Here is a 21,708-nt window from a genome sequence, read left to right as displayed (position 1 = left end):
CCTTATTGCTTACTGTGCGGGCTGTACTTGTACAACATGCTGTACAAAGATACCTGGGGTGATGATGTGTTCCGGGTCTAATCCACCCAATTCAACCACTTCAGAAACCTGAGCAATGGTGACATCAGCAGCCATGGCCATGATCGGGCCAAAGTTACGTGCAGATTTACGGTAAACCAGATTTCCCCAGCGGTCGCCCTTATAGGCTTTAATCAGGGCAAAGTCAGCCTTGATCGGATACTCAAGCACGTAATCTTTACCATCAATATGACGGGTTTCTTTGCCTTCGGCCAAAAGTGTTCCAAAGCCAGTTGGGGTAAACACCGCCCCAAGGCCCATACCTGCTGCCTGAATACGGCACGCCAGATTGCCTTGCGGTACCAGTTCAAGTTCAACCTTTCCGGCACGGTACAGTTCATCAAACACATAAGAGTCCGACTGACGTGGGAAAGAGCAAATCACTTTTTTAATTGAACCGGCTTTGAGCAGTTTAGCCAGACCATAATCGCCATTACCGGCATTGTTGCTCACAATGGTCAGGTCCTTAACGCCAAGTTCAATCAGACCGTCAATGAGTTCAGCGGGTTGTCCTGCGGTACCAAAACCACCAATCAGAATGGTTGCACCATCTTTAATTTGCGATAAAACCTCGCTTAGTGAGGACTTACTTTTGTCAATCATTAGACAACTCCATTGTGCTCATTGAAGAAGAGAGAGGTAAGAGATTTAGGCACACTGAGGCGAGAAGAATAGATAAATATTTCACTCAATCCCGAGTGTTTCCCTTAGATTTCCCTTTTAAACATTTTTGATAATTTTCAGATTTTGATCTAGTCAGCTATATATAGTTTTGTTCGATTTAGGATTTTTTTGTTCGACTATCGAACATTATCTAAGTAAATTACTTATTCAATCTTACAAATACAAGTTGTAAAAAAATACTAATTATTTTGAATAGATATGTAGAAACACCATATTTACTTAGGCTATTTTATAACTAAAAATTACCATCTATCCTGTAATAAAATCTTAATTTTGTGATTGTAGAATCAAGCGAGCAAGTTCTAAATCATCGGGGTAAGTAATTTTTATATTATCAGAACGCCCCATGACCACCAGTACACTCTCTCCTATAGATTCAAGTGCACTCGCCTCATCAGTAATAGTCAAATTATTTTTTAGCGCTGTTTCTATCGCTTTTTTAAGAATTCCGATTTTAGCAATTTGAGGAGTTTGAGCTTGCCACAACAGCTCTCGACTTACAGTTTTGTCAATTTGCTGTTCCTGATTCACTTGTTTTAGCGTATCGCGTACAGGAATTGCCAAAATAGCACTCTGATTAGTCTCAATTGCATTTTTAACAAGAGTATTCAAGCATTCAAAAGTCACACAAGGCCTTGCTGCATCATGTACTAATACCCAATCATCCTCATCCGCAATCTGTGATAGATAATTCAGAGCATTTAATACCGAGTGCACACGTTCAACGCCTCCATTACAAAAATGCGCTTTATGCTTATCTTGAAAAGATAAAGTTGAGGCAAAAGTATCTTGTTTTCCAATTGCCAAAACATAACCCGTCAGCGGAAGCTGACTTAAACGCTTAACAGTATGTTCTATAACAGTAGCATCTTGAATATATTGGTATTGCTTTAATTCAGTTTTGGAAAACCGACTACCTGAACCAGCCGCAGGGATAACTGCCCATAATTTAGTCTGGGATGTCTGGTGATGGAGGTGTCTCATTAGTTTCCAAATCTACTTTAGCGTTCGGGTCAATATAAATAGGTTTGTAATGAGTACTAATTGTACTCATTTGAACAAATGTCTCATGTGGCTTAACCAAACCTAGATCTAGGCGAGCATGCTCTTCTATCGCCTCCGTACCATTCTTTAGGTCGAAAACTTCAGCTGCCAAAATACGGTTTCGCTCTTTAAGCTCGTCATTTACTTCGGCTTGTTGTTGAATCTGCTGCATAAGCGCTTGATGAGGAAAATAACCACCCTCACCTAACCAAAACTGATATTGCAATATAGCCACTAAAACAATAACCAGTAGCAATATAAGTTTGCTTGAAGTGGAACGAAATACTTCTAACATAGCATTAAGAGCTTTAATTAAAAACTTTGATTAAGTTTTTGTATTGTATGACAATTTACAAGCAGCATGCAAAATTCCTGCAAGGTTCCTGCAAAACGATGAATGGTCATATTACTTTAAATTGACCATTGTGACATGTTTCATTTTGTCAAAATTCAACTCAATTGGAAAGGAAAATAATGTTTATCAACACAACTGCTTATAAATCAATCTATGCATATAAAAATACTTCTAATTAACAAAAAAAGTGTCTCAATAAATATAAAAAAGCTCTCCTGAAAGATATAAAGAAATAGATTCTCTGAACATGAAGACTATCTTCTTACCACCAATGACCAAAGTTTAAATATTGTATTACTTACAATGCTTGATTCCGGTCGGAATTTTATTCAAGATGATAAATTAATAAAACAGAATTTTTTTAAAATTTAATAGTTGTATCGTCATTTTTTTCAAGCTCGGCCCTTCTATTCTATACATGAGTTTTATATCTTTTAATTTCATATAACAATACACATATATCAATTTTTTAACCAATAACCACTTAAAAAGTATATTTTTTTTAATTTTATTCTGATATGAATTTTAAATGTATTTTTTATACATATTTAAACAAGTGAGAAAAAGATGGATCTTTCTAATATTCTTATAGGTGACACAACGTGGTCCTTTGTTTTAGAAATTTTGGTCCGTTGTACCATCATGTTTATCATTATCATTAGTTTTCTAAGGCTATCTGGTAAACGTGGTATTCGGCAACTCTCCTTATTTGAACTTGCCATTATTTTATGTTTAGGTTCTGCTGCTGGCGATCCTATGTTTACTAAGGATTTACCGATTGCCCATGCATTGATAGCTTTTATCGCTATTCTTTCTCTATATCGTCTTGTCACTTGGGGTATGGTAAAACATAAAAAAATTGAAGACTTATTAGAAGGAAAAGCGCTCTGTGTCGTTAAAGAAGGCCTTTTAGTCTACAAAGATTTCCAAAAACAGACCTATTCTCATGATGAGTTTTTTTCGGAAATGCGCCAACAAAACGTTGAACATTTAGGCCAAGTCAGAACAGCCCTGCTTGAATCGGATGGTATTCTGAGCTTGCTTTATTATGAAGATGAAGATGTCAAATGGGGACTTCCCTTATTCCCTGATGCTTATCGTAAAGCAGAAGTTCTTAAAATTAATACTTTTTATTCCTGTATGAAATGTGGCGAAACTAAAATTTTAAATAAGCTAGATCAAGAATGCTCTCGTTGTCATCACCACAGTTGGGCTGAATCTTTAAAAACCCGGCGCTTAGGGTAAATAAAAAAGTGCTATTTCTAACACTTAGAAATAGCACTTATATTTAGATATTAATTTTTCATCAATATTTAAATATATAAAGCTTTATTCAAAAGATTAGTTTAAACCTTTGAATTCATCTTTACCGCGGTAAACAGCTTTAGTTAACTCTTCAATACGAAGCAATTGGTTATATTTAGAAACACGGTCAGAACGGCAAAGTGAACCAGTCTTAATTTGACCTGCTGCTGTACCTACTGCTAAATCAGCAATAGTTGAATCTTCTGTTTCACCAGAACGGTGAGAAATAACAGTGGTGTAACCATTTGCTTTAGCAAGGTAGATTGCATCTAAAGTTTCAGTCAATGTACCAATCTGGTTATATTTGATCAAAATTGAGTTACCAACTTTTTCATCAATACCACGTTGTAAAATCTTAGGATTAGTTACGAATAAATCGTCACCAACTAATTGGATTTTATCACCAAGAATTGAAGTTAAGTAACTCCAGCCTTCCCAGTCAGACTCATCCAAACCATCTTCAATAGAGATAATTGGATACTGCTTAACAAGACCAGCTAAGTAATCAGCAAATTGATTGCTTGTAAAAGACTTGTTGCCTTCACCTTCAAGAATATATTGACCATTCTTGTAGAATTCTGAAGATGCACAGTCAAGTGCAAGCATAATATCTGAACCAGCTTTATAACCAGTTTGCTCAATTGCTTGAAGAATTACTGTAATCGCTTCTTCATTTGAACGAAGGTTAGGCGCAAAACCACCTTCATCACCTACAGCTGTGTTCAAACCCTGTTTCTTAAGAACTGATTTCAAAGAATGGAATACTTCTGCACCAGCACGTAATGCTTCAGCGAAGGAAGTGAAACCAACTGGCTCAATCATGAACTCTTGAATATCAACAGTGTTATCTGCGTGAGCACCACCGTTCAAAATGTTCATCATTGGTACAGGCATAGTCAAAGTAGTTTGACCACGTAAGTTAGCAATGTATTGGAACAATGGAAGTTTTTGTTCAGCAGCTGCTGCGTGAGCTGCTGCTAAAGATACCGCCAAAGTTGCATTAGCACCTAATTTAGATTTGTTTTCAGTGCCATCAAAAGCAATCATTTTTTCATCAAGCGCTTTTTGTTCAAAAACACTTTGACCAACAAGCAATTCATGAATTGAGCTATTTACATTCTGAACAGCAGTACGAACGCCTTTACCTAAGTAACGAGATTTGTCGCCGTCACGAAGTTCTAAAGCTTCACGAGAACCAGTTGAAGCACCAGATGGTGCACATGCACGACCAACCACCCCAGATTCTAAGATGACGTCTGCTTCGATGGTTGGGTTACCACGAGAGTCCAAAATTTCACGTGCACGAATGTCAACGATTTGGCTCATGAACAATTCCTCAGTTGAATGAATAACGCGATGCAAATTCCTGCATCAATGAGTATCTAACTTTTTGAAACCTTTAACTAAAGTATCCAATTCTTTTAGTTGTGCCAAGAATGGCTCAAGCTGTGACAAGCGCAATGCAGATGGTCCATCACATTTCGCTTTGTCTGGATCTGGATGAGACTCTAGGAATAATCCCGCTAAACCTGTTGCCATACCTGCGCGCGCTAAAGTTGTAATTTGAGCACGGCGTCCACCAGCTGAATCTGAACGACCACCTGGAGTTTGTAAAGCATGAGTCACGTCAAAGAATACAGGTACATTCATTTCTTTCATGATGTCAAAGCCAAGCATGTCTACAACTAAATTGTTATAGCCAAATGCTGAGCCACGCTCACAAAGAATAAGTTTGTCATTTCCCGCTTCTAAACATTTATGCAAAATATGGCGCATTTCATGAGGAGCCAAGAACTGTGCTTTTTTAATGTTGATAATAGCTTGGGTTTTCGCCATTGCTTCAACAAGATCAGTTTGACGGCTTAAGAAAGCAGGAAGCTGGATAATATCAGCGACTTCGGCAACTGGCGCTGCCTGATATGGTTCGTGAACGTCGGTAATAATGGGTACATTAAAATGTTTTTTAATGTCGCCTAACCATTCAATACCTTTTTCAAGTCCAGGACCACGGAATGAATGCAAACTAGAACGGTTTGCTTTATCAAAACTCGCCTTAAATACATAAGGAATATCCAGGCGTTTACAAATATCAATATAAGTTTCAGCAATTTCAAAAGCTAAATCTTTTGACTCGAGTACGTTCATTCCGCCAAATAATACAAATGGCAAATGATTTGCCATTTGTATATCGCCTAAACGTACAACTTCTTGTGGTTTTAATTGTGACATTTAAACTTTCCCAGTTTATTTTAAAATCGCATTACTTACTTTTTTGATGCTGTGTTTTTGCAGCGTCAATAAAACTAGCAAATAATGGATGTCCATCACGTGGTGAACTTGTAAATTCCGGGTGGAATTGTACAGCAATAAACCAAGGATGTTCAGGAATTTCTACAGTTTCAACTAAATGTTGCGCTGAAGAATAACCAGAAATCTTCATGCCCGCTTGTTCAATCGCTTCAATGAAACGATTATTCATTTCATAACGGTGACGATGACGTTCGGTAATCTCAGCTTTTCCGTAGACTTCACGAGTTTTTGTGCCTTCAACCAATTCTGATTTTTGTGCACCTAAACGCATTGTTCCGCCTAAGTCAGACTCAAGGCTACGCTGTTGTAATTCACCGCGCTCATCTAACCATTCGGTAATTAAACCAATCAATGGATATTTTGTAGAGCGGTTAAATTCTGTAGAAGAAGCTTCTGGCATACCTGCAACATGGCGAGCATATTCAATAACAGCCAACTGCATACCCAAACAGATTCCCAAGAAAGGAATACCATTTTCACGTGCGTATTGAATAGCTTTCATTTTGCCTTCAGTACCACGCTCACCAAAACCACCAGGAACTAAAATCGCATCAGCTGTTTTCAAAATAGAAACATCTTGACTTTCAAGCTCTTCAGCGTTGACATAATCAATTTGTACTTTTACGCGATTTTTAATACCAGCATGTAACAATGCTTCGTTTACAGATTTATAAGCATCCGGTAATTCAACATACTTACCGACCATTGCTACACGTACTGTATATTCTGGGTTAAGTAATGCTTCTACAACATTATCCCAATCAGTTAAGTCAGCTTCCGGTAAATCAGTAAAACCAAAACGTTCACAAATCAGGTCATCTACATTTTGCTCATAGAAGCCACGTGGAATTTGATAGATCGTTTTCGCATCTTTACACACGACAACCGCACGAGCTTCTACGTTCGTGAATAACGCGATCTTACGTTTAGTGTCAGCATCAACATCATACTCAGTACGACAGATAAGAATATCTGGCTGAATACCGATTGAAAGTAACTCTTTTACAGAGTGCTGAGTTGGTTTTGTTTTTAACTCCGCTGCTGACTTAATATATGGCAACAAAGTTAAATGCATAAGCATGGTACGTTTATGGCCCAGCTCAACCATTAACTGACGAACCGACTCCATAAACGGTAAAGATTCGATATCACCTACGGTACCACCGATCTCTACGATAGCAACATCATAGCCTTCGCCCGCGCGGAGTACACGTTCTTTAATATTGTCGGTAATATGAGGAATAACCTGAACTGTACCACCTAAGTAATCACCACGACGCTCTTTATTTAAAACGTCTTGATATACACGACCACTAGTGAAGTTGTTTAGTTTGGTCATTTTCGCGCGACGTAAGAAACGTTCGTAATAACCCAGATCCAGATCTGTTTCTGCACCATCTTCGGTAACAAAAACTTCACCATGCTGGAATGGGCTCATTGTCCCTGGATCGACATTAATATAAGGATCCATTTTAACCATTGTGACTTTTAAGCCACGAGCTTCCAAAAGTGCAGCAACAGAAGCAGCAGAAATACCTTTACCTAGCGATGAAACCACACCACCAGTGACAAAAATAAAATGGGTCATTAAGTTTCTCGTACAATCAAGCCGAAATCGGCCTACAATGTTTGGCAATTTTACTGTACTCTGCCCCTATAAAGCAAAGTCAAACCGCATCAATTCAAAGAACAATAAACAACTGGTTATTCTATCAGCATTTTTAATAAAAAATTAGCTCAATCTGACATGATTTTTTCATAGCTATTTACTGTTATAATGCCAATTCCTCAATTAAATGTTGTTTAGGGCAATGGCAAATAAAAAACTTTTAATCTGTGCTGCAATTGCGGCTGGACTATTGTTAACCGCATGCGTTAAAAAAGAGACACCGAAAGAAGAAGAGCAAGACAAGGTTGAAACTGCTGTTTCAGAACCTCAACCACAGAAGCCTGCAAAATTTGAATCTTTAGAGAGTGTAGATACTCAAGAAGCTCAAGTTCAAGAGCAATCACAAGTTGAAGTTCATCGTGAAGAAACTGCTAACACGACAACTGAAATTCGCCGTGAAACTCGTCCTGCGCGTTCTGATGAATCTTCACAGACACAAGTTGCTGAACAACCTAAATCTGAGACACCAAAAGTAGAACCTAAACCAGAAAAAAAACCTGAGCCTAAAGCTGAACCTAAACCGGAAAAAGCTCAGTCAAAACCAGCTGCTAAGGCAACTGAACCTGCGAACACAGAAGATGATGCCGTTGCTGCTGCTATTGCTGCTGCAACACCAGCACTTAAGAACTAAGCTTCTGTTCAAGAATGCCCAAATTATTTTTTTAATTTGGGTATTTATATAAATAGTCATAATACAAATAAATTTAATTTTATTACTTTTTGTCTTTAAAGCTCTCCTGTCTATCATTTTAGGACAATCTATTTTCAATCATTCGAAATTTATTGACTCCAATCTAGTCTGCTTATAATTTTTATTAGCAAGTTCCTTTTTGGAACCTAATCTAAAAGAAGATTGGAGCAAGAAAATGAAAACAGCTTTAAACCGTACACCAGCCTCTTTTCCTGTCCGCCGCATGGACTACAATTTTGAAGATACTCCGCGCTATTGGTGCAATCATGAGCCTTCTCTCACCCACTATTTCACGGGTCTTTCGACTTTATTTCCTGAAGGTGAATCATACTTTGTTAGATCTGTCCGTGCTTTACGAGCTAAAGCTAAAGAGAATGAAATTCTAGACAGAGAAATAGGCGCATTTATTGGTCAAGAAGCAATGCATTCTAAAGAACATCATGCTTTCCATGTCAGTGCACAACAATATGGTTTAAACCCAGAATCACTAGAGAAAGCTACAGGTATTGTTCTTAAAGCTATTGAGAAAGTTTTTAGTAAAAAATGGAATTTATTGGTAACTGTTGGATTAGAACACTATACAGCTGTTCTGGTAGTCAGCATGATGCAATCCGTAAATGAGCTTATGACCGACAACACTATTCGCAACCTATGGTTATGGCACAGTGTAGAAGAAACCGAGCATAAAGCTGTTGCATTCGATTTATATCAACATCTATATGGCAACGGATTAGATGCATATATTCCACGTGTTGGCATTTTTACATTCAGTTTAGTTTTGATTACAGCCTTTTCAACTATTTACCATATTGTTCTAATGAAACGAGATAAGCAACTGACCAATTTCAAAACTTGGCGCAACTTTTTTAACTTTGCGAGCAAACAATATAAAGTGTTGATTCCTAAATTTCTTGAATACTACCGTTTTGATTTTCACCCCAACCAGACAGATGAAAAAGCTTTAGTTGCCGCTACAAAAGTAAAACTTGGAATAAATGATAGATCACTCCTTTTATCTTAAGGTATAAAAAAATAAAGCCCAAGATCTGGGCTTTATTTATATTCAAAGATTATCTATTTATTATGTTCAATTAAAAAATAATCAGCCATGAGACGTGCTGCCCACGATGTACTGCGCCATCCCTCATAAAATGCACAATGACTTCCTTTTTTCGTTGTCACCACAGCAACATTGCTCATCTGCTGAATTGGCTCTTTATATGGCTCTAAATTTTTAATAGAACATACAGGGTCATCTTCAGCATTCAAAATCATCAAAGGAATTTTAATATTTTCGAACACATAAATCGGGTTAATAGATTTACAGTAAGTTTCATAATCTTCAAAACCCGCCATTTCGAAGTATTCTTTTTCAAATTCTTCCAAATTGGTTGCTGATAAAACCCTCTCTAAAGATGCAATCTGACTCCATGTATTTTGATACGGATAAATAAAATACTTGAAGAGTTTTTTAGTCATCATTTTGCTGTAAAAAGGGTGGACATTTTTAAAACCAATTTCCGTGTTATAGCCCGGACACATCGCAAAAGCAGCTTTAAAAGGTGTATCTTCGCCTTGTTCACCCAGATAACGAACTAGCAACCCCGTACCCGCCGAAGAACCTACCGCATATAAATCCGATGCCGGAAATAAACTTTGAATATGGTTAAGTTGTTCTTTTAAATCACTCGTAGAGCCAAAAAGAGAAATTTGCGGCACAGGCATTGGCAAACCTGCGTGACCACGACGCAGGCATAATGCAATTCGCCAGCCTGTGTATTGATTTAAATCGCGTACCAATTCACGCATACTCTCAGGTGTACCTGTAATGGTATGCATAATTACAACTGTTGGTGTATCTGGCGGTAAGTTATAGCCATACCAAGCAATTGCGGTAATACCACCATCACTCATAGTGAGTTGATCAATTCGATCATATGCCAACTTTATTGTTTGTTTTCTAATAAGATCAAAATAAAGTAAGTGAACATGACTATTTGTGAGCCAAGGCGTAGGACGATATTTCTGTTTAAGTTGTGGCAACTTATCCAAAATATCTTTTATTTTTCCTTGAGGATGATAATAGACTTTTGGATGCTCAGCGCCCAACACTAAATCGAACAGCTCCGAACCGAAATCTTTAATTTTATTAAAAACAGATATGCCCATATCCAATAACTACCTATGACTATGAGTTAAATGATTGCCGCACTATGGCTGCAACCTGCCGTCCCCAAACTGCGTAAACTTCTTTACTTGGATGAAAACCGTCACTTGCCATAGGCAAGTTCATGGCTTGAAAAGTTTCAACATCATATTCAAGAAACTTAAAATGGCTTTGTGGTGCTAACCATTGTTGTAATTTTTGATTCATTTGCTCTGCATATTGCCCAAACAACCAAGCTAATGGATTCGGTAAAGCCGGGAAATGTTGCATTGGAGGCACACCGGAAACGATAATCAACTTTGGCTGAAAACGTTTCTGTATATGCTCAAATAATTGCTTCTGTTGTTTAATCCATGATTTAGCAGAGATCAACTTTGTGACATCATTTACACCAATAGATGTCACAATCACATCATACTTCTGCTCTTCTAAATGCTGCAAAGCATTAAAAACTTGTCGAGTTGTATCGCCAGTTTTGGCATGAAGTTTCCACTGTAGGGAAAATTCATTTTGCAGTTCTTGAATAATAGCACCAGACAAGGCATCTTTCTGATTTTCTACACCAACACCTGCTGCGGCAGAATCCCCCAAAATAAGCAGAGATAAAGATTTACCTTGACCAGCTCTACCTTCTCGTTCACCTTTGGCTTCTGCTAAACGTGGTGTGTTCTTTCGAACTTTATGACCTTGTATGAACAATACGGGTAATAAAAACAATGTTGAAAGTTTTAACCACATTTTTATATACCTCAATACTCTTAGGCTATTTAACAAAATTATTGAGGTTTAAATTGAGCTATTCGTATACCCATTTGCTCAGCTAATGCAGCTAAACCGCTCATTGGACGAATCATTACTTCAAAATCAACAATTTTACCCTGCTCATTAAAACGAATCATATCAATACCTTTTAATGATTTATCTCCTACATCCGCACTAAACTCTAGCACTACATTTTCACCATCTTCCGTGTAAAATTCTCGATGATAGGTAAAATTCTGAAATACCTGAACTACATTGGTGAGAATAAAGAAAACAACTTGTCTTCCCTCATAAGGTTTATAAGCAACCGGTGAACGGAAAACCACTTCATCTACCAGCAAATCATTTAAGTTCGATAAGTCATTTGATTGAATCATGTGATGCCATTTTTCTAATGACTGTTTAGTTATTTCGAGTGTCATTTTTATTTTTCCTTCAAATAGGTTTTAGTGATGAGCATTCTCTTACCCAAGACAATGCTCATTTAAGCCATTAAAGAACCGCTGCTAGTTCAGCACCTTGTCGAATAGCACGTTTAGCATCCAACTCACCTGCTTCTTTAGCACCACCAATCAAATGAACATTCTTACCATCTGCTTTTAATTGGTCATACATCGCAGTAAATGATTCTTGGCCCGCGCAAATCACAACATTATCAACCTCAAGCACTGTTGGTTTGCCATCAACAGTAATATGAAGCCCTTGATCATCTACTTTGTCGTATTGCACACCTGCTAACATTTTCACGTTTCTGTTCTTAAGCCCGGTACGGTGAATCCAACCAGTCGTTTTACCCAGCCCCGCGCCTACTGAGGAAGCTTTACGCTGCAACAAATAGATTTCTCGTTCAGAAGCTTCAACTTTTGGTTGCTTTAAACCTCCGACATGTTCATAGTGAGTATCAATACCCCACTCTTCATAAAATTTTTCTGGATTTAAACTGCCACTTTCACCTTCATGGGTTAGGTACTCAGCCGTATCAAAACCAATACCACCCGCACCAATAATGGCAACACGCTGACCTACTGGTGCACGCTCTTTAAGCACCTGTAAGTAGCTCAACACTTTTGGATGATCAATACCTTCAAATTGTAATTGACGAGGTGTTACACCAGTTGCTACTACGATTTCATCAAAATCTGATTGGCTTAGCTCTTCATAAGTTGCTGGATGGTTTAATACAAGTTCAATGTTCGGGCGTAATTCAATTTGACGATTGAAATAACGCAATGTTTCGTAGAACTCTTCTTTACCTGGCACAGTTTTAGCGATATTAAACTGACCACCAATTTGATGACTTGCTTCAAAGATTTTAACTTGGTGTCCACGATCTGCCGCATATACAGCAAAACTTAAACCTGCTGGTCCTGCACCTATGACAGCAATATTTTTCTGATTATGTGCTTCTTTAAAGATTAGTTCTGTTTCATAACATGCTCGAGGATTAACCAAACATGTTGCAATTTTCATAGAGAAAATGTGATCGAGACAAGCTTGGTTACAGCCAATACACGTATTAATTTCATCGCTACGGCCTTCACTTGCTTTTAAAACAAACTCAGGATCTGCAAGCATTGGACGTGCCATTGAAACCATATCCGCATGACCCGACGCTAATACATGTTCAGCCATTTCTGGTGTATTAATACGGTTCGATGTAATTAATGGAACTGAAACTTCACCTTTTAATTTTTCAGTGACCCAAGTAAATGCAGCTCTTGGAACTTTGGTAGCAATTGTTGGAATACGAGCTTCATGCCAGCCAATACCCGTATTAATGATCGTAGCCCCAGCTTTTTCAATCGCTTTAGCAAGTTGAATAACTTCTTCTAAAGTAGAACCACCTTCAACCAGATCAAGCATTGATAATCGGTAAATAATAATAAAGTTTTCACCCACTATTTCACGTGTACGTTTTACAATCTCAACAGGAAAACGAATACGGTTTTCATAGCTACCACCCCATTCATCATCACGATGGTTTGTTCTGGCTGCAATAAACTCGTTAATTAAATAACCTTCTGAACCCATAATCTCAACGCCGTCATATCCAGCGTATTGAGCAAGCTTCGCACAGTTTGCAAAATCATCAATCGTTTGTTGAACCTCAGCAGAAGTCATTGCTTTAGGCTTAATAGGATTAATAGGTGCCTGAATTGCCGAAGGCGCAACAATCTCTGGCTGATAAGAATATCGGCCCGTATGTAATATTTGTAATGCAATCTTCCCGCCAGCAGCATGTACAGCTTCGGTAATGACTTTATGTTTTTCGGCTTCTTCTGTGCTATCTAACTTAGAAGCATGAGCAAAGGTTAAACCTGCCTGATTGGGTGCAATACCGCCAGTAACAATGAGTCCAACATCACCTTTAGCACGTTCTGCATAAAAAGCTGCCATACGCTCATAACCACCAGGCGCTTCTTCTAGACCAACATGCATAGACCCCATCAATACGCGATTTTTTAATGTCGTAAAACCTAGATCTAATGGTTTTAATAAATGTGGATATAACGACATAACAACTCCTTGGCTTGCTAATCTGCTTGCTTAATGCAACTTGTTGCACAAATTTATAATCAAATTTTGACTTTTATGCAACATGTTGCATAATCTAATGAGTCACACTTTACTTTTGCTTACAAACGGATTGCCATGTCACTTCCTCATGTTTTATTGACCAGTTTACTAGAACGGCCAAGCACGGGCTTTGAACTCGCCCGCCGTTTTGACCGATCTATGGGCTTTTTCTGGAATGCCACACATCAGCAAATTTATCGTGAACTCAATAACATGCTTAAAAAAGGCTGGGTTTCCACTTTAGAAAATGAGATGGATAGTGGCCGAAAAAAAACTTATCAGGTCGAACAACTTGGCCGTATTGAACTCGCTTCATGGATGACACAGCAAAGCGAACCGGCACAGCTTAGAGATGACTTAATGGTAAGATTGCGCGCTGAGGCGCAATTGGGCAATAATCAAATATTACCCGAACTATTACGACATCTTGGTCTACATCAAGAAAAGCTTAAGCTTTACCAAACTATTTACGATAAAGATTTTAAAGATAGCGATGATTTGAATAATCGAGTGTTATATATTCATAAAATGATCTTAGAACTCGGCATTACTATGGAAACTGAGTGGATCAAATGGTTGGAACAAGTCATCCCGCAATTAAAACTCTTTGCTCAAGATAATGTATCTGGAGAATAATCATGCCTTATTACACCATGCCCGATCAGGAAAGTTTATTTGTACGCCGTGTTGGTCGTGGTGAACCGGTTTTGGTTTTATCTGGCTTAGGTATGCAAAGTTGGCAATGGCTACCTTTTATCTATGTAAATCGTAAAGAATACGAGTTTATTATTCCCGACTGGCGGGGCTTTGGCGGTTCAAAAAATTGTGCAATTCCCGAGCAAGATGCTATATCAAGCCACTGGCAAGATGTTGCTCACTTAATTGAGCAATTAAAATTAGATAAATTTATTTTAATGGGCTACTCAATGGGAGCCACCACTGCAATGCATGGCATGAAACATGCTCATCTCGCTCAGCAGTTAAAGGCCTATTTACATATCGATCAAACGCCTAAAATTTCAGTAGATGCTACATGGCAATATGGGTTATTTGGGCCATTACATGCCCAATTTAAACAATTACTCAATGATATTTATCAGTTATTATCAATCCATAAAAATGCTAAATATCTTTATGAATTATCACTTCCGGACCGTCAAAAGTTGGTGCGTTTGTGGGTAGATTTTATTGAATTGCAAAGTAGTAATCCATTTAGCCCTTTTGTTTTTAAAACTGCGTTAAAACAACCATTTTTACAAAAATATCTTCTTCCGATTCAACGTTTAGACTACTTATTTTGGTATGTCGAAAATTATCTTTTCCACAATGAAGATTATCGTGAAGCGCTTCAGCAATTACAATGCCCAACAACTTTCTTTATTGGACGCAATTCGACACTTTATCCAGAAACGGGCCAAACCCTGATTGCACATAGTGTCGAACATGCAAAAACAATTTATTTTGAACGTTCAGGCCATACGCCGTTATTAACCGAGCCAAAAAAATTCGGGCATGAAATCACTACTTTTTTATCCGAACTTAAACATGCTTCTTAAAAAAAAGGGATCTGCTAAAACATATCCCTTTTTAAATTTTTACATCATTAAGCCGAATGAGCTAATTCACTTGCTTTTAATTGTTTAGCAACATTTAACAAAAGCTGTTCAGTTTTATCCCACCCTAAACAACCATCCGTTACCGACTGACCATAAGTCATTTCACATGAAATCTTCTGGTTACCATCAACTAAATGGCTTTCAATCATGACACCCTTTACCTGAGTTTTTAGACGTTCAGCAACGATTTGCTGCAAAACTTCAGGCTGACGTAAAGGATCTTTACCACTGTTACCATGACTACAGTCAATAACTAAGGCAGGTAGGTTTTGTTTGTGCTTTTCTCTAATTGCCTGAATTGAAGCCAAATCATAATTAGGACCATGATTAGCTCCACGTAAAATCAAGTGTGGCAATGGATTTCCAGCACTCTGAATCACTGAAGGCAAACCTTGCTGATTCATACCTAAAAATTGATGCTCATTTTGTGCAGACTGAATAGCATCTAAAGCAATTTGAATTGAGCCATCCGTACCATTCTTGAAGCCAATACTGTATGGCATATGACTTGAGATTTCACGGTGAATCTGGGACTCACTAGTACGAGCTCCAATTGCACCCCAAGCCAATAAATCATCAAAATAGCCTGTTGCCATTGGGCTTAAAATTTCGCTCGCAATCGGCAAGCCTTTTTCAATAATTTGTAAATATAGCTCACGCGATTTTTCTAAACCTAATTGTAGATTAGATGAACCATCAAGGTTTGGGTCATACATAAACCCTTTCCAACCTACTGTTGTACGCGGCTTTTCAATATAAGCACGCATCACAATGAAGATTTGATCTTTTACTTTTTCTTGTAATTTTTGCAATCTATCTGCGTATTCAAGTACAGCAACTGGGTCATGAATTGAACATGGTCCTGTAATAACCATTAAGCGCTGATCTTTGCCAGCAAGAATATTTTGAATAATTTGACGATGTTCTGCAATTTGTCGTGCGAAGGTCTGCACAAGCGGGTATTTAGCTTTTAACTGAACAGGTAAACTAACTGGTGTTTCTTTTGTATTGCTTTGAGTTAGTAAAGTATTTAAGGCATTCATTGGTCTTTTCCTTTGGACTGAAACCTAATCAGTCCGATCATTTATTTGAGCGTTTTGGATCTATTCGTTGGCAAAGGTAGGCAAAAGTAAAACCAATAAAAGTTGCTAAAGTATGAATAAGTCATGTTGTTCATTTTGAAGTCCTCGATTTGAAAAAGATAAAGCATAAAAAAACCTGATCGGGGTTGCCGATCAGGTATTAACTGTGATGGGCAACTCTCGTGCCCGAATACGCTCAGGCAACTATCTAAATTGCCAGAAATAAAAGTAAGCGTTAGAATTCACAGATTGATTTAACATCTTTATCTCAAATATTAAAAAATGTTCCTTAAATCTAAAATACGCATTGTTGATGACTTTGACAAGTATTTTTTGCGAAAAAATTGCTTATTTTTTCACTTAAAATTTAATTGAACACTTTCAGAATTAACGGATTAATCCTTGGGGCTGTAAAATAATTAAACCTGCTCCGCAAAGCACGATTAAACCACCTAAGATATCCCATCTGGTTAAAACGACTTGATCTACAAAACGAAGCCACATAAGTGCAGTAAAAATATAAATACCGCCATAAGCTGCATAAATCCGTCCAGAAGCTGCCGGATGCAATGTCAGCAACCAGACAAACACGGCCAAACTCAGTGCTGCAGGTAACCATAGCCACGCAGACTTCCCTTCTTTTAAAATAAGATAAGGAAAGTAACAACCCAAAATCTCAGCGATTGCAGTAATAATAAATAACCCGAACACACTAAATATTCGGGTTATAGAAAGACTATCAATTAACATAAATTAAGCTGGTTCTGCCGTATGGTGATCTTCAAACACTTCAAGTTTTAGACCCACTGCTTTACCATCTTCTTTCTTCACTGATACCGCCACATTACCGCCATGATCTGCAAGTTCACCAAACAAAATCATTTCAGCTAATGGTTTCTTCAAGTGTTCTTGAATGAGTCGTTGCATTGGTCGAGCGCCCATTAAACGATCATAACCATTTGTCGCTAACCAGTCGCGTGCACTTTGATCGACATCTAAAACTACGCGTTTTTCATCTAGCTGCGCTTGCAATTCTGTCAAGAACTTATCAACTACAGATTCAATCACTGTGGTTGGTAAAGCTTTGAATTGAATAACACCATCTAGACGGTTACGGAATTCAGGTGAGAATGCACGTTTCATGGCTTCTTGGTTGTCCGAACTATGGTCTTGCTCTGTAAATCCAATGCTTGCACGAGAAATACTTTCTGCACCAATGTTCGTCGTCAACACAATAATGACATTTCTAAAGTCTGACTTACGACCATTATTGTCTGTTAATGCACCATGATCCATGATTTGTAATAACAGGTTAAACACATCAGGATGTGCTTTCTCAATTTCATCTAGTAACAATACACAGTGTGGATTTTTATGAATCGCATCTGTGAGTAAGCCACCTTGATCATAACCTACATAACCTGGAGGAGCACCAATTAAGCGAGAAACAGCATGACGCTCCATATACTCAGACATATCGAAACGAACAAGCTCTACACCTAAAAGTTTTGCTAATTGCTTCGTAACCTCAGTTTTACCTACACCGGTAGGACCAGCAAACACAAAGCTACCAACAGGTTTATCCGGTGATTTCAAACCAGCACGTGACAACTTGATTGCAGAAGCTAGTGCAGTAATTGCTTCATCTTGACCAAATACAACACGTTTTAGGTCACGCTCAAGATTTTCAAGTACAGATTTATCATCTTTAGATACAGTTTTAGGCGGAATACGCGCAATCTTAGAAACGATATCTTCGATGTTTTCTACAGTAATTAAGCTGTCTTCACTTTCTGCTTTTAAACGGCGCTGTGCACCTGCTTCATCAATGACATCAATCGCTTTATCTGGCAAGAAACGATCATTAATAAATTTCGCAGAAAGCTCAACCGCAGAAACCAAAGCTTTGTCGTCATACTGTACATGGTGGAAATCTTCAAACTTCGTTTTCAAGCCACGTAAAATATCAATAGTTTCAGAAATGCTCGGTTCATTTACGTCAATTTTTTGGAAACGACGAGATAACGCATGATCCTTTTCAAATACCTGACGATATTCTTGGAACGTGGTTGATCCAATGCAGCGTAAAGTACCATTTGCTAAAGCTGGTTTAATGAGATTCGAAGCATCCATCGTACTGCCCATACTTGAGCCTGCACCAATGATCATATGAATTTCATCAATGAATAAAATCGCATTCGGATTTTTCTTCAAAGCGTTTAACAATTGTTTTAAACGTTTTTCAAAGTCACCACGATATTTTGTACCCGCAACCAATGCACCAATATCAAGGCTGTAAATTTCTGCATGGCTTAGCGGTTTTGGTGCTTTACCATTTACAATAAGCCATGCAAGGCCTTCTGCAATTGAAGTTTTACCTACACCCGGGTCGCCTACCAACAATGGATTGTTTTTACGACGACGGCAAAGAATTTGTGCTGTACGCTCAATTTCTTTCTCACGACCAATGAGTGGATCAGTTTTACCTTTTTGCGCTTCAACATTTAAATTGAGCGTATAAAGTTCTAATGGTCCGGCATTGCCTGAATTGCTTTCACCCTCAATGTCTTCAACTTCTTCTTCAACCTGAACTTCGTCTTTACGTGTCCCATGAGACAAGTATTGAGTTAAAGTCAATCGATTAATTTGATGACGTTTAAGCAGATAAACAGCAAAAGAATCACGCTCTGAATACATTGCGACTAAAACATCCGCACCTTCAACAGTACGGTCACCACCACTTGATTGAACGTGGAAAATTGCACGTTGCAAAATGCGGTCGAAACTTTCTGTTGGATGTGGAGCTTGCTCGCTATTTTCGCCAAGCTTAGGAGTATGTTGTTCTACATATTCTTCTAATTCTTTACGTAAAGAAACAATATCAGCTCCGCATGCTTTTAATGCATTCACAGCCGAATCGTTATCGAGTAAGGCTAATAGTAAATGTTCAACTGTAAGAAACTCATGTCTCTTTTGACGAGCCATGCTAACAGCCAAACGTAATGATACTTCTAATTGACGACTGAGCATGTGACCCCCTTATGCTTTAGGCTCAATCTGGCAAAGTAATGGATGACCTTGCGATCGAGCGTAATTATTAACAAGGTTTGCCTTGGTTTCCGCGATGTCTCTTGGATATACCCCGGCAGTACCTTTACCTTCATAGTGTACTGTTAGCATTACTTGAGTTGCTTGGTCAAGATTCATTGCAAAGTATTGTTGTAAAATTTCAATTACAAAGTCCATTGGCGTGTAATCGTCATTCAATAATACCACTGCATATAAGGGAGGACGCTTGAGTTCGGGAGGTGCTGTTTGTACAACAACCTCTCCGTCATGATCTTCGTTTTGCGAATCACTTAAGCGTGGATTGAAGTGCCAATCGACATAGCCAGACTGCTGAAAAGAAGCCTTAATATCTTTTAAATTTGTTTGACGCTTATTTGTTCGCATATGATGTTACTATTGTGAATTTGCTTCAGCTTGAGGAATTTCTGCAACAAAAGCAGAAGGTGTTTCGACAGGTTTACCACGCTGCCAACTAAAACGTTTAATAACCGGTGTATCAGAACCGCCTGTTAGACGCACTTCAATAAATTGAGGTGTGAAGCCCTTAGGCATCGTCCAACGCCCAGTCAAACGCTCAAAATCAGTGAAGTTAAAGTTCTTATCTTCAAGTGGTACCACTAAAACTTCTGTATCTTTAATCAGTCTTATTTCAACTGAACCAGCAGCACGGCGTTTACTCGGGCTAACTTGTACCAGATCAAGCTGATATTCATAAGCATTTTCCGGTAACGGTTTAATCGCCAAATTTTGAATTGTTAAGCTTAAACCACCACGTTGTCTTAAAATTTCACGGTAGATGTTACTCATACCTTCTTGCTGCGTTTTATCAGCATTGGCTTGATTAAGTGCTTCAAACAAATCATTGGCATTTGTAACAGCAACATCACGCTCTTGTACAGCCGCATTCAAACTTTTGTTAACTGCATCTAATGCTGTTTTTTGTTTTTGCACTACCTCAACCAATTGCTCTGCATCTGCATCGTAACCAACAACAGTTAAACCTTGACGGTGCCCAATTGTATAGCCGAGCGCAAAACAACCACTCATTAAAATAGCGGCACCAATAAATAATGGTTTATTGGTGTTTAAAAATTTTTTCTTTTGCAACGAACTTTCTACAGAAGTCGTCTGTTCCGAGTTTTGCATCGTCATCTCAGTGTTTAAGATCAGAGTCAAGACACACATTTAAATCGAAATTTAAATGTGTGTGAAGCAAAAAAGAGTTTTTTATGGTAATAAACCAATCCCTTGTAAGCCTTCATCTTCACTAAAGCCAAACATAAGGTTCATATTTTGTACAGCCTGACCAGATGCACCTTTTACAAGGTTATCTTGAGCCGCCAAAATAATGAGTTTATTTGGTTGTGGTTTATACAAAGCAATACGTAATTCATTTGCTCCACGCACGCTGCGAGTTTCAGGTGAACTATTTGCAGGCATGACATCTACAAATTTTTCATTTGCATAGAAGTCTTCATACAAAGCTTGTAAGTCTGTTTGTTTACCCGCTTCTGTCAAGTCTACATAAATTGTACTTAACATACCGCGAATCATCGGTACTAGGTGCGGAACAAATAAAAGACCCTCAAAAACATCTTTCTTACCTGCAATATTTTCCAAAGCCTCTACAATCTCTGGATGGTGGCGATGGCCTGCAACACCATAAGCTTTAAAGTTATCCGCATTTTCACTGTAAATCATGCCCAAACTTGCTTTACGACCAGCACCAGAAACACCGGATTTTGCATCAATAATAATATTCTTTGTTTCAATCAATGCTTGTGCCGATTTTAAAAGTGGAGCCAAGCCCAGTTGAACAGTCGTTGGGTAACAACCCGGATTACCAATGACTTGAGCTTGCTTAATTTTTTCACGATTTAACTCGGTTAAACCATAAACAGAATCTTTTAGTACATCTGGGCAAGCATGCTCCATACCATACCACTTTTCAAATTGCTCAAGATTCTGTAAACGAAAGTCAGCAGCTAAATCAATAACTTTGGTGCCTGCCGCAATCAAATCTTTCGCATGTTGCATCGCAACACCATGAGGAGTTGCAAAAAATACAACATCACATTCTTTTAATGCATCAATGTTTAAATCTGAAAATTGAAGATCTGTATGCCCACGTAAGTTTGGGAACATATCAGCAACTGGTTTGCCCGCTTCTGTACGTGAAGTCAGAACTCGAACCTGCGCTTTTGGATGTCGTAATAAAATACGTAATAGTTCAACGCCTGTATAACCAGTTCCACCAACAATTCCGACAGAAATCACGTGCATTACCTCAAATTTTGAA

21 protein-coding genes are annotated in these 21,708 nt (G+C 38.2%); 5 read left to right on the top strand and 16 right to left on the bottom strand.

Annotated elements, in window-relative coordinates; genetic code table 11:
* Positions 1-9 precede the first annotated feature (9 nt).
* The 3 genes from NQ782_RS02505 to ftsB form a co-directional block, all read right to left on the bottom strand.
* Entirely contained in the window at positions 10-681 is a 672-nt protein-coding gene (locus NQ782_RS02505) for a 3-oxoacid CoA-transferase subunit A (protein ID WP_000566012.1), read from the bottom strand.
* A 348-nt stretch (positions 682-1,029) separates the two neighbouring features.
* A complete protein-coding gene (gene ispD, locus NQ782_RS02500; protein ID WP_001216217.1) occupies positions 1,030-1,746 on the bottom strand; it encodes a 2-C-methyl-D-erythritol 4-phosphate cytidylyltransferase in 717 nt (238 codons plus the stop codon).
* A complete protein-coding gene (gene ftsB / locus NQ782_RS02495; RefSeq protein WP_000895054.1) occupies positions 1,712-2,101 on the bottom strand; it encodes a cell division protein FtsB in 390 nt (129 codons plus the stop codon). Before ftsB ends, ispD begins: the two co-directional genes overlap by 35 nt.
* 627 nt (positions 2,102-2,728) lie before the next feature.
* On the opposite strand from ftsB, the gene NQ782_RS02490 reads away from it, so the two are divergent.
* Positions 2,729-3,406, top strand: coding sequence for a DUF421 domain-containing protein (locus NQ782_RS02490; protein ID WP_000366082.1), 678 nt, complete (start codon positions 2,729-2,731; stop codon positions 3,404-3,406).
* Between the two features lie 96 nt (positions 3,407-3,502).
* Here the strand turns inward: NQ782_RS02490 and eno are convergent, their stop codons facing one another.
* The 3 genes from eno to NQ782_RS02475 are packed head-to-tail and all read right to left on the bottom strand — an operon-like array spanning position 3,503 to position 7,364.
* The gene (gene eno, locus NQ782_RS02485; protein WP_057093052.1) at positions 3,503-4,792 is read right to left on the bottom strand and encodes a phosphopyruvate hydratase; all 1,290 of its coding nucleotides are present in this window, start codon (positions 4,790-4,792) and stop codon (positions 3,503-3,505) included.
* 45 nt (positions 4,793-4,837) lie between these two features.
* Positions 4,838-5,695: a 3-deoxy-8-phosphooctulonate synthase gene (kdsA, locus tag NQ782_RS02480; RefSeq protein WP_000080538.1), complete on the bottom strand. Its 858-nt coding sequence runs from the start codon at positions 5,693-5,695 to the stop codon at positions 4,838-4,840.
* A gap of 31 nt (positions 5,696-5,726) precedes the next feature.
* On the bottom strand, positions 5,727-7,364 hold the full coding sequence (locus NQ782_RS02475) for a CTP synthase (RefSeq protein WP_000148658.1): 1,638 nt from the start codon (positions 7,362-7,364) through the stop codon (positions 5,727-5,729).
* A gap of 223 nt (positions 7,365-7,587) precedes the next feature.
* Here NQ782_RS02475 and NQ782_RS02470 point away from each other — a divergent pair, with 223 nt between their 5' ends.
* Positions 7,588-8,076: a hypothetical protein gene (locus NQ782_RS02470; RefSeq protein ID WP_057093054.1), complete on the top strand. Its 489-nt coding sequence runs from the start codon at positions 7,588-7,590 to the stop codon at positions 8,074-8,076.
* Positions 8,077-8,311: 235 nt separating this feature from the next.
* Positions 8,312-9,157 carry a metal-dependent hydrolase gene (locus tag NQ782_RS02465; protein WP_000844951.1) on the top strand — a complete coding sequence of 282 codons (846 nt, stop codon included), beginning with the start codon at positions 8,312-8,314 and terminating at the stop codon, positions 9,155-9,157.
* 53 nt (positions 9,158-9,210) lie between these two features.
* Here the strand turns inward: NQ782_RS02465 and NQ782_RS02460 are convergent, their stop codons facing one another.
* The 4 genes from NQ782_RS02460 to NQ782_RS02445 all read right to left on the bottom strand — a co-directional run bounded on the left by NQ782_RS02460 (position 9,211) and on the right by NQ782_RS02445 (position 13,582).
* Entirely contained in the window at positions 9,211-10,305 is a 1,095-nt protein-coding gene (locus NQ782_RS02460) for a YheT family hydrolase (RefSeq protein WP_000513050.1), read from the bottom strand.
* Between the two features lie 19 nt (positions 10,306-10,324).
* Positions 10,325-11,041 carry an SGNH/GDSL hydrolase family protein gene (locus NQ782_RS02455; protein WP_000266298.1) on the bottom strand — a complete coding sequence of 239 codons (717 nt, stop codon included), beginning with the start codon at positions 11,039-11,041 and terminating at the stop codon, positions 10,325-10,327.
* Between the two features lie 38 nt (positions 11,042-11,079).
* Positions 11,080-11,487, bottom strand: coding sequence for a nuclear transport factor 2 family protein (locus NQ782_RS02450; RefSeq protein WP_057094415.1), 408 nt, complete (start codon positions 11,485-11,487; stop codon positions 11,080-11,082).
* Between the two features lie 70 nt (positions 11,488-11,557).
* Positions 11,558-13,582: an NADPH-dependent 2,4-dienoyl-CoA reductase gene (locus NQ782_RS02445; protein ID WP_032051643.1), complete on the bottom strand. Its 2,025-nt coding sequence runs from the start codon at positions 13,580-13,582 to the stop codon at positions 11,558-11,560.
* 135 nt (positions 13,583-13,717) lie between these two features.
* Between NQ782_RS02445 and NQ782_RS02440 the strand changes: the two genes are divergently transcribed.
* Positions 13,718-14,278 (top strand): PadR family transcriptional regulator, encoded by a 561-nt coding sequence (locus NQ782_RS02440; RefSeq protein WP_000056571.1) that lies wholly within the window; start codon positions 13,718-13,720, stop codon positions 14,276-14,278.
* A 2-nt stretch (positions 14,279-14,280) separates the two neighbouring features.
* Positions 14,281-15,198 carry an alpha/beta fold hydrolase gene (locus NQ782_RS02435; protein ID WP_057094417.1) on the top strand — a complete coding sequence of 306 codons (918 nt, stop codon included), beginning with the start codon at positions 14,281-14,283 and terminating at the stop codon, positions 15,196-15,198.
* Between the two features lie 47 nt (positions 15,199-15,245).
* On the opposite strand, the gene NQ782_RS02430 is transcribed toward NQ782_RS02435, so the two are convergent.
* The 6 genes from NQ782_RS02430 to argC all read right to left on the bottom strand — a co-directional run bounded on the left by NQ782_RS02430 (position 15,246) and on the right by argC (position 21,692).
* A complete protein-coding gene (locus NQ782_RS02430; protein ID WP_000993014.1) occupies positions 15,246-16,301 on the bottom strand; it encodes a 3-deoxy-7-phosphoheptulonate synthase in 1,056 nt (351 codons plus the stop codon).
* Between the two features lie 426 nt (positions 16,302-16,727).
* The gene (locus NQ782_RS02425; protein ID WP_001983733.1) at positions 16,728-17,090 is read right to left on the bottom strand and encodes a YnfA family protein; all 363 of its coding nucleotides are present in this window, start codon (positions 17,088-17,090) and stop codon (positions 16,728-16,730) included.
* A 3-nt stretch (positions 17,091-17,093) separates the two neighbouring features.
* Complete coding sequence (clpA, locus tag NQ782_RS02420) at positions 17,094-19,370, bottom strand: ATP-dependent Clp protease ATP-binding subunit ClpA (RefSeq protein WP_000952702.1); 2,277 nt, start codon at positions 19,368-19,370, stop codon at positions 17,094-17,096.
* Positions 19,371-19,379: 9 nt separating this feature from the next.
* Positions 19,380-19,793 carry an ATP-dependent Clp protease adapter ClpS gene (gene clpS, locus NQ782_RS02415; protein ID WP_001260033.1) on the bottom strand — a complete coding sequence of 138 codons (414 nt, stop codon included), beginning with the start codon at positions 19,791-19,793 and terminating at the stop codon, positions 19,380-19,382.
* A 9-nt stretch (positions 19,794-19,802) separates the two neighbouring features.
* Positions 19,803-20,561 carry a DUF6776 family protein gene (locus tag NQ782_RS02410; protein WP_085940527.1) on the bottom strand — a complete coding sequence of 253 codons (759 nt, stop codon included), beginning with the start codon at positions 20,559-20,561 and terminating at the stop codon, positions 19,803-19,805.
* Between the two features lie 75 nt (positions 20,562-20,636).
* Positions 20,637-21,692: an N-acetyl-gamma-glutamyl-phosphate reductase gene (gene argC / locus NQ782_RS02405; protein ID WP_086231104.1), complete on the bottom strand. Its 1,056-nt coding sequence runs from the start codon at positions 21,690-21,692 to the stop codon at positions 20,637-20,639.
* Between the last annotated feature and the right edge of the window lie 16 nt (positions 21,693-21,708).

This window comes from Acinetobacter sp. BD54, from assembly GCF_044778325.1.
Lineage (GTDB): Bacteria > Pseudomonadota > Gammaproteobacteria > Pseudomonadales > Moraxellaceae > Acinetobacter > Acinetobacter baumannii.
This window is presented reverse-complemented; position numbering and strand designations above follow the sequence as displayed.

Coding starts and splice junctions, on each gene's coding strand:
- ispD (WP_001216217.1), bottom strand. CDS start 1,746: ATGAGACACCTCCATCACCAGACATCCCAGACTAAATTATGGGCAGTT.
- clpA (WP_000952702.1), bottom strand. CDS start 19,370: ATGCTCAGTCGTCAATTAGAAGTATCATTACGTTTGGCTGTTAGCATG.
- ftsB (WP_000895054.1), bottom strand. CDS start 2,101: ATGTTAGAAGTATTTCGTTCCACTTCAAGCAAACTTATATTGCTACTG.
- NQ782_RS02435 (WP_057094417.1), top strand. CDS start 14,281: ATGCCTTATTACACCATGCCCGATCAGGAAAGTTTATTTGTACGCCGT.
- clpS (WP_001260033.1), bottom strand. CDS start 19,793: ATGCGAACAAATAAGCGTCAAACAAATTTAAAAGATATTAAGGCTTCT.
- eno (WP_057093052.1), bottom strand. CDS start 4,792: ATGAGCCAAATCGTTGACATTCGTGCACGTGAAATTTTGGACTCTCGT.
- NQ782_RS02440 (WP_000056571.1), top strand. CDS start 13,718: ATGTCACTTCCTCATGTTTTATTGACCAGTTTACTAGAACGGCCAAGC.
- NQ782_RS02445 (WP_032051643.1), bottom strand. CDS start 13,582: ATGTCGTTATATCCACATTTATTAAAACCATTAGATCTAGGTTTTACG.
- NQ782_RS02465 (WP_000844951.1), top strand. CDS start 8,312: ATGAAAACAGCTTTAAACCGTACACCAGCCTCTTTTCCTGTCCGCCGC.
- NQ782_RS02430 (WP_000993014.1), bottom strand. CDS start 16,301: ATGAATGCCTTAAATACTTTACTAACTCAAAGCAATACAAAAGAAACA.
- kdsA (WP_000080538.1), bottom strand. CDS start 5,695: ATGTCACAATTAAAACCACAAGAAGTTGTACGTTTAGGCGATATACAA.
- NQ782_RS02460 (WP_000513050.1), bottom strand. CDS start 10,305: ATGGGCATATCTGTTTTTAATAAAATTAAAGATTTCGGTTCGGAGCTG.
- NQ782_RS02455 (WP_000266298.1), bottom strand. CDS start 11,041: ATGTGGTTAAAACTTTCAACATTGTTTTTATTACCCGTATTGTTCATA.
- NQ782_RS02410 (WP_085940527.1), bottom strand. CDS start 20,561: ATGACGATGCAAAACTCGGAACAGACGACTTCTGTAGAAAGTTCGTTG.
- NQ782_RS02425 (WP_001983733.1), bottom strand. CDS start 17,090: ATGTTAATTGATAGTCTTTCTATAACCCGAATATTTAGTGTGTTCGGG.
- NQ782_RS02475 (WP_000148658.1), bottom strand. CDS start 7,364: ATGACCCATTTTATTTTTGTCACTGGTGGTGTGGTTTCATCGCTAGGT.
- NQ782_RS02505 (WP_000566012.1), bottom strand. CDS start 681: ATGATTGACAAAAGTAAGTCCTCACTAAGCGAGGTTTTATCGCAAATT.
- NQ782_RS02450 (WP_057094415.1), bottom strand. CDS start 11,487: ATGACACTCGAAATAACTAAACAGTCATTAGAAAAATGGCATCACATG.
- argC (WP_086231104.1), bottom strand. CDS start 21,692: ATGCACGTGATTTCTGTCGGAATTGTTGGTGGAACTGGTTATACAGGC.
- NQ782_RS02470 (WP_057093054.1), top strand. CDS start 7,588: ATGGCAAATAAAAAACTTTTAATCTGTGCTGCAATTGCGGCTGGACTA.
- NQ782_RS02490 (WP_000366082.1), top strand. CDS start 2,729: ATGGATCTTTCTAATATTCTTATAGGTGACACAACGTGGTCCTTTGTT.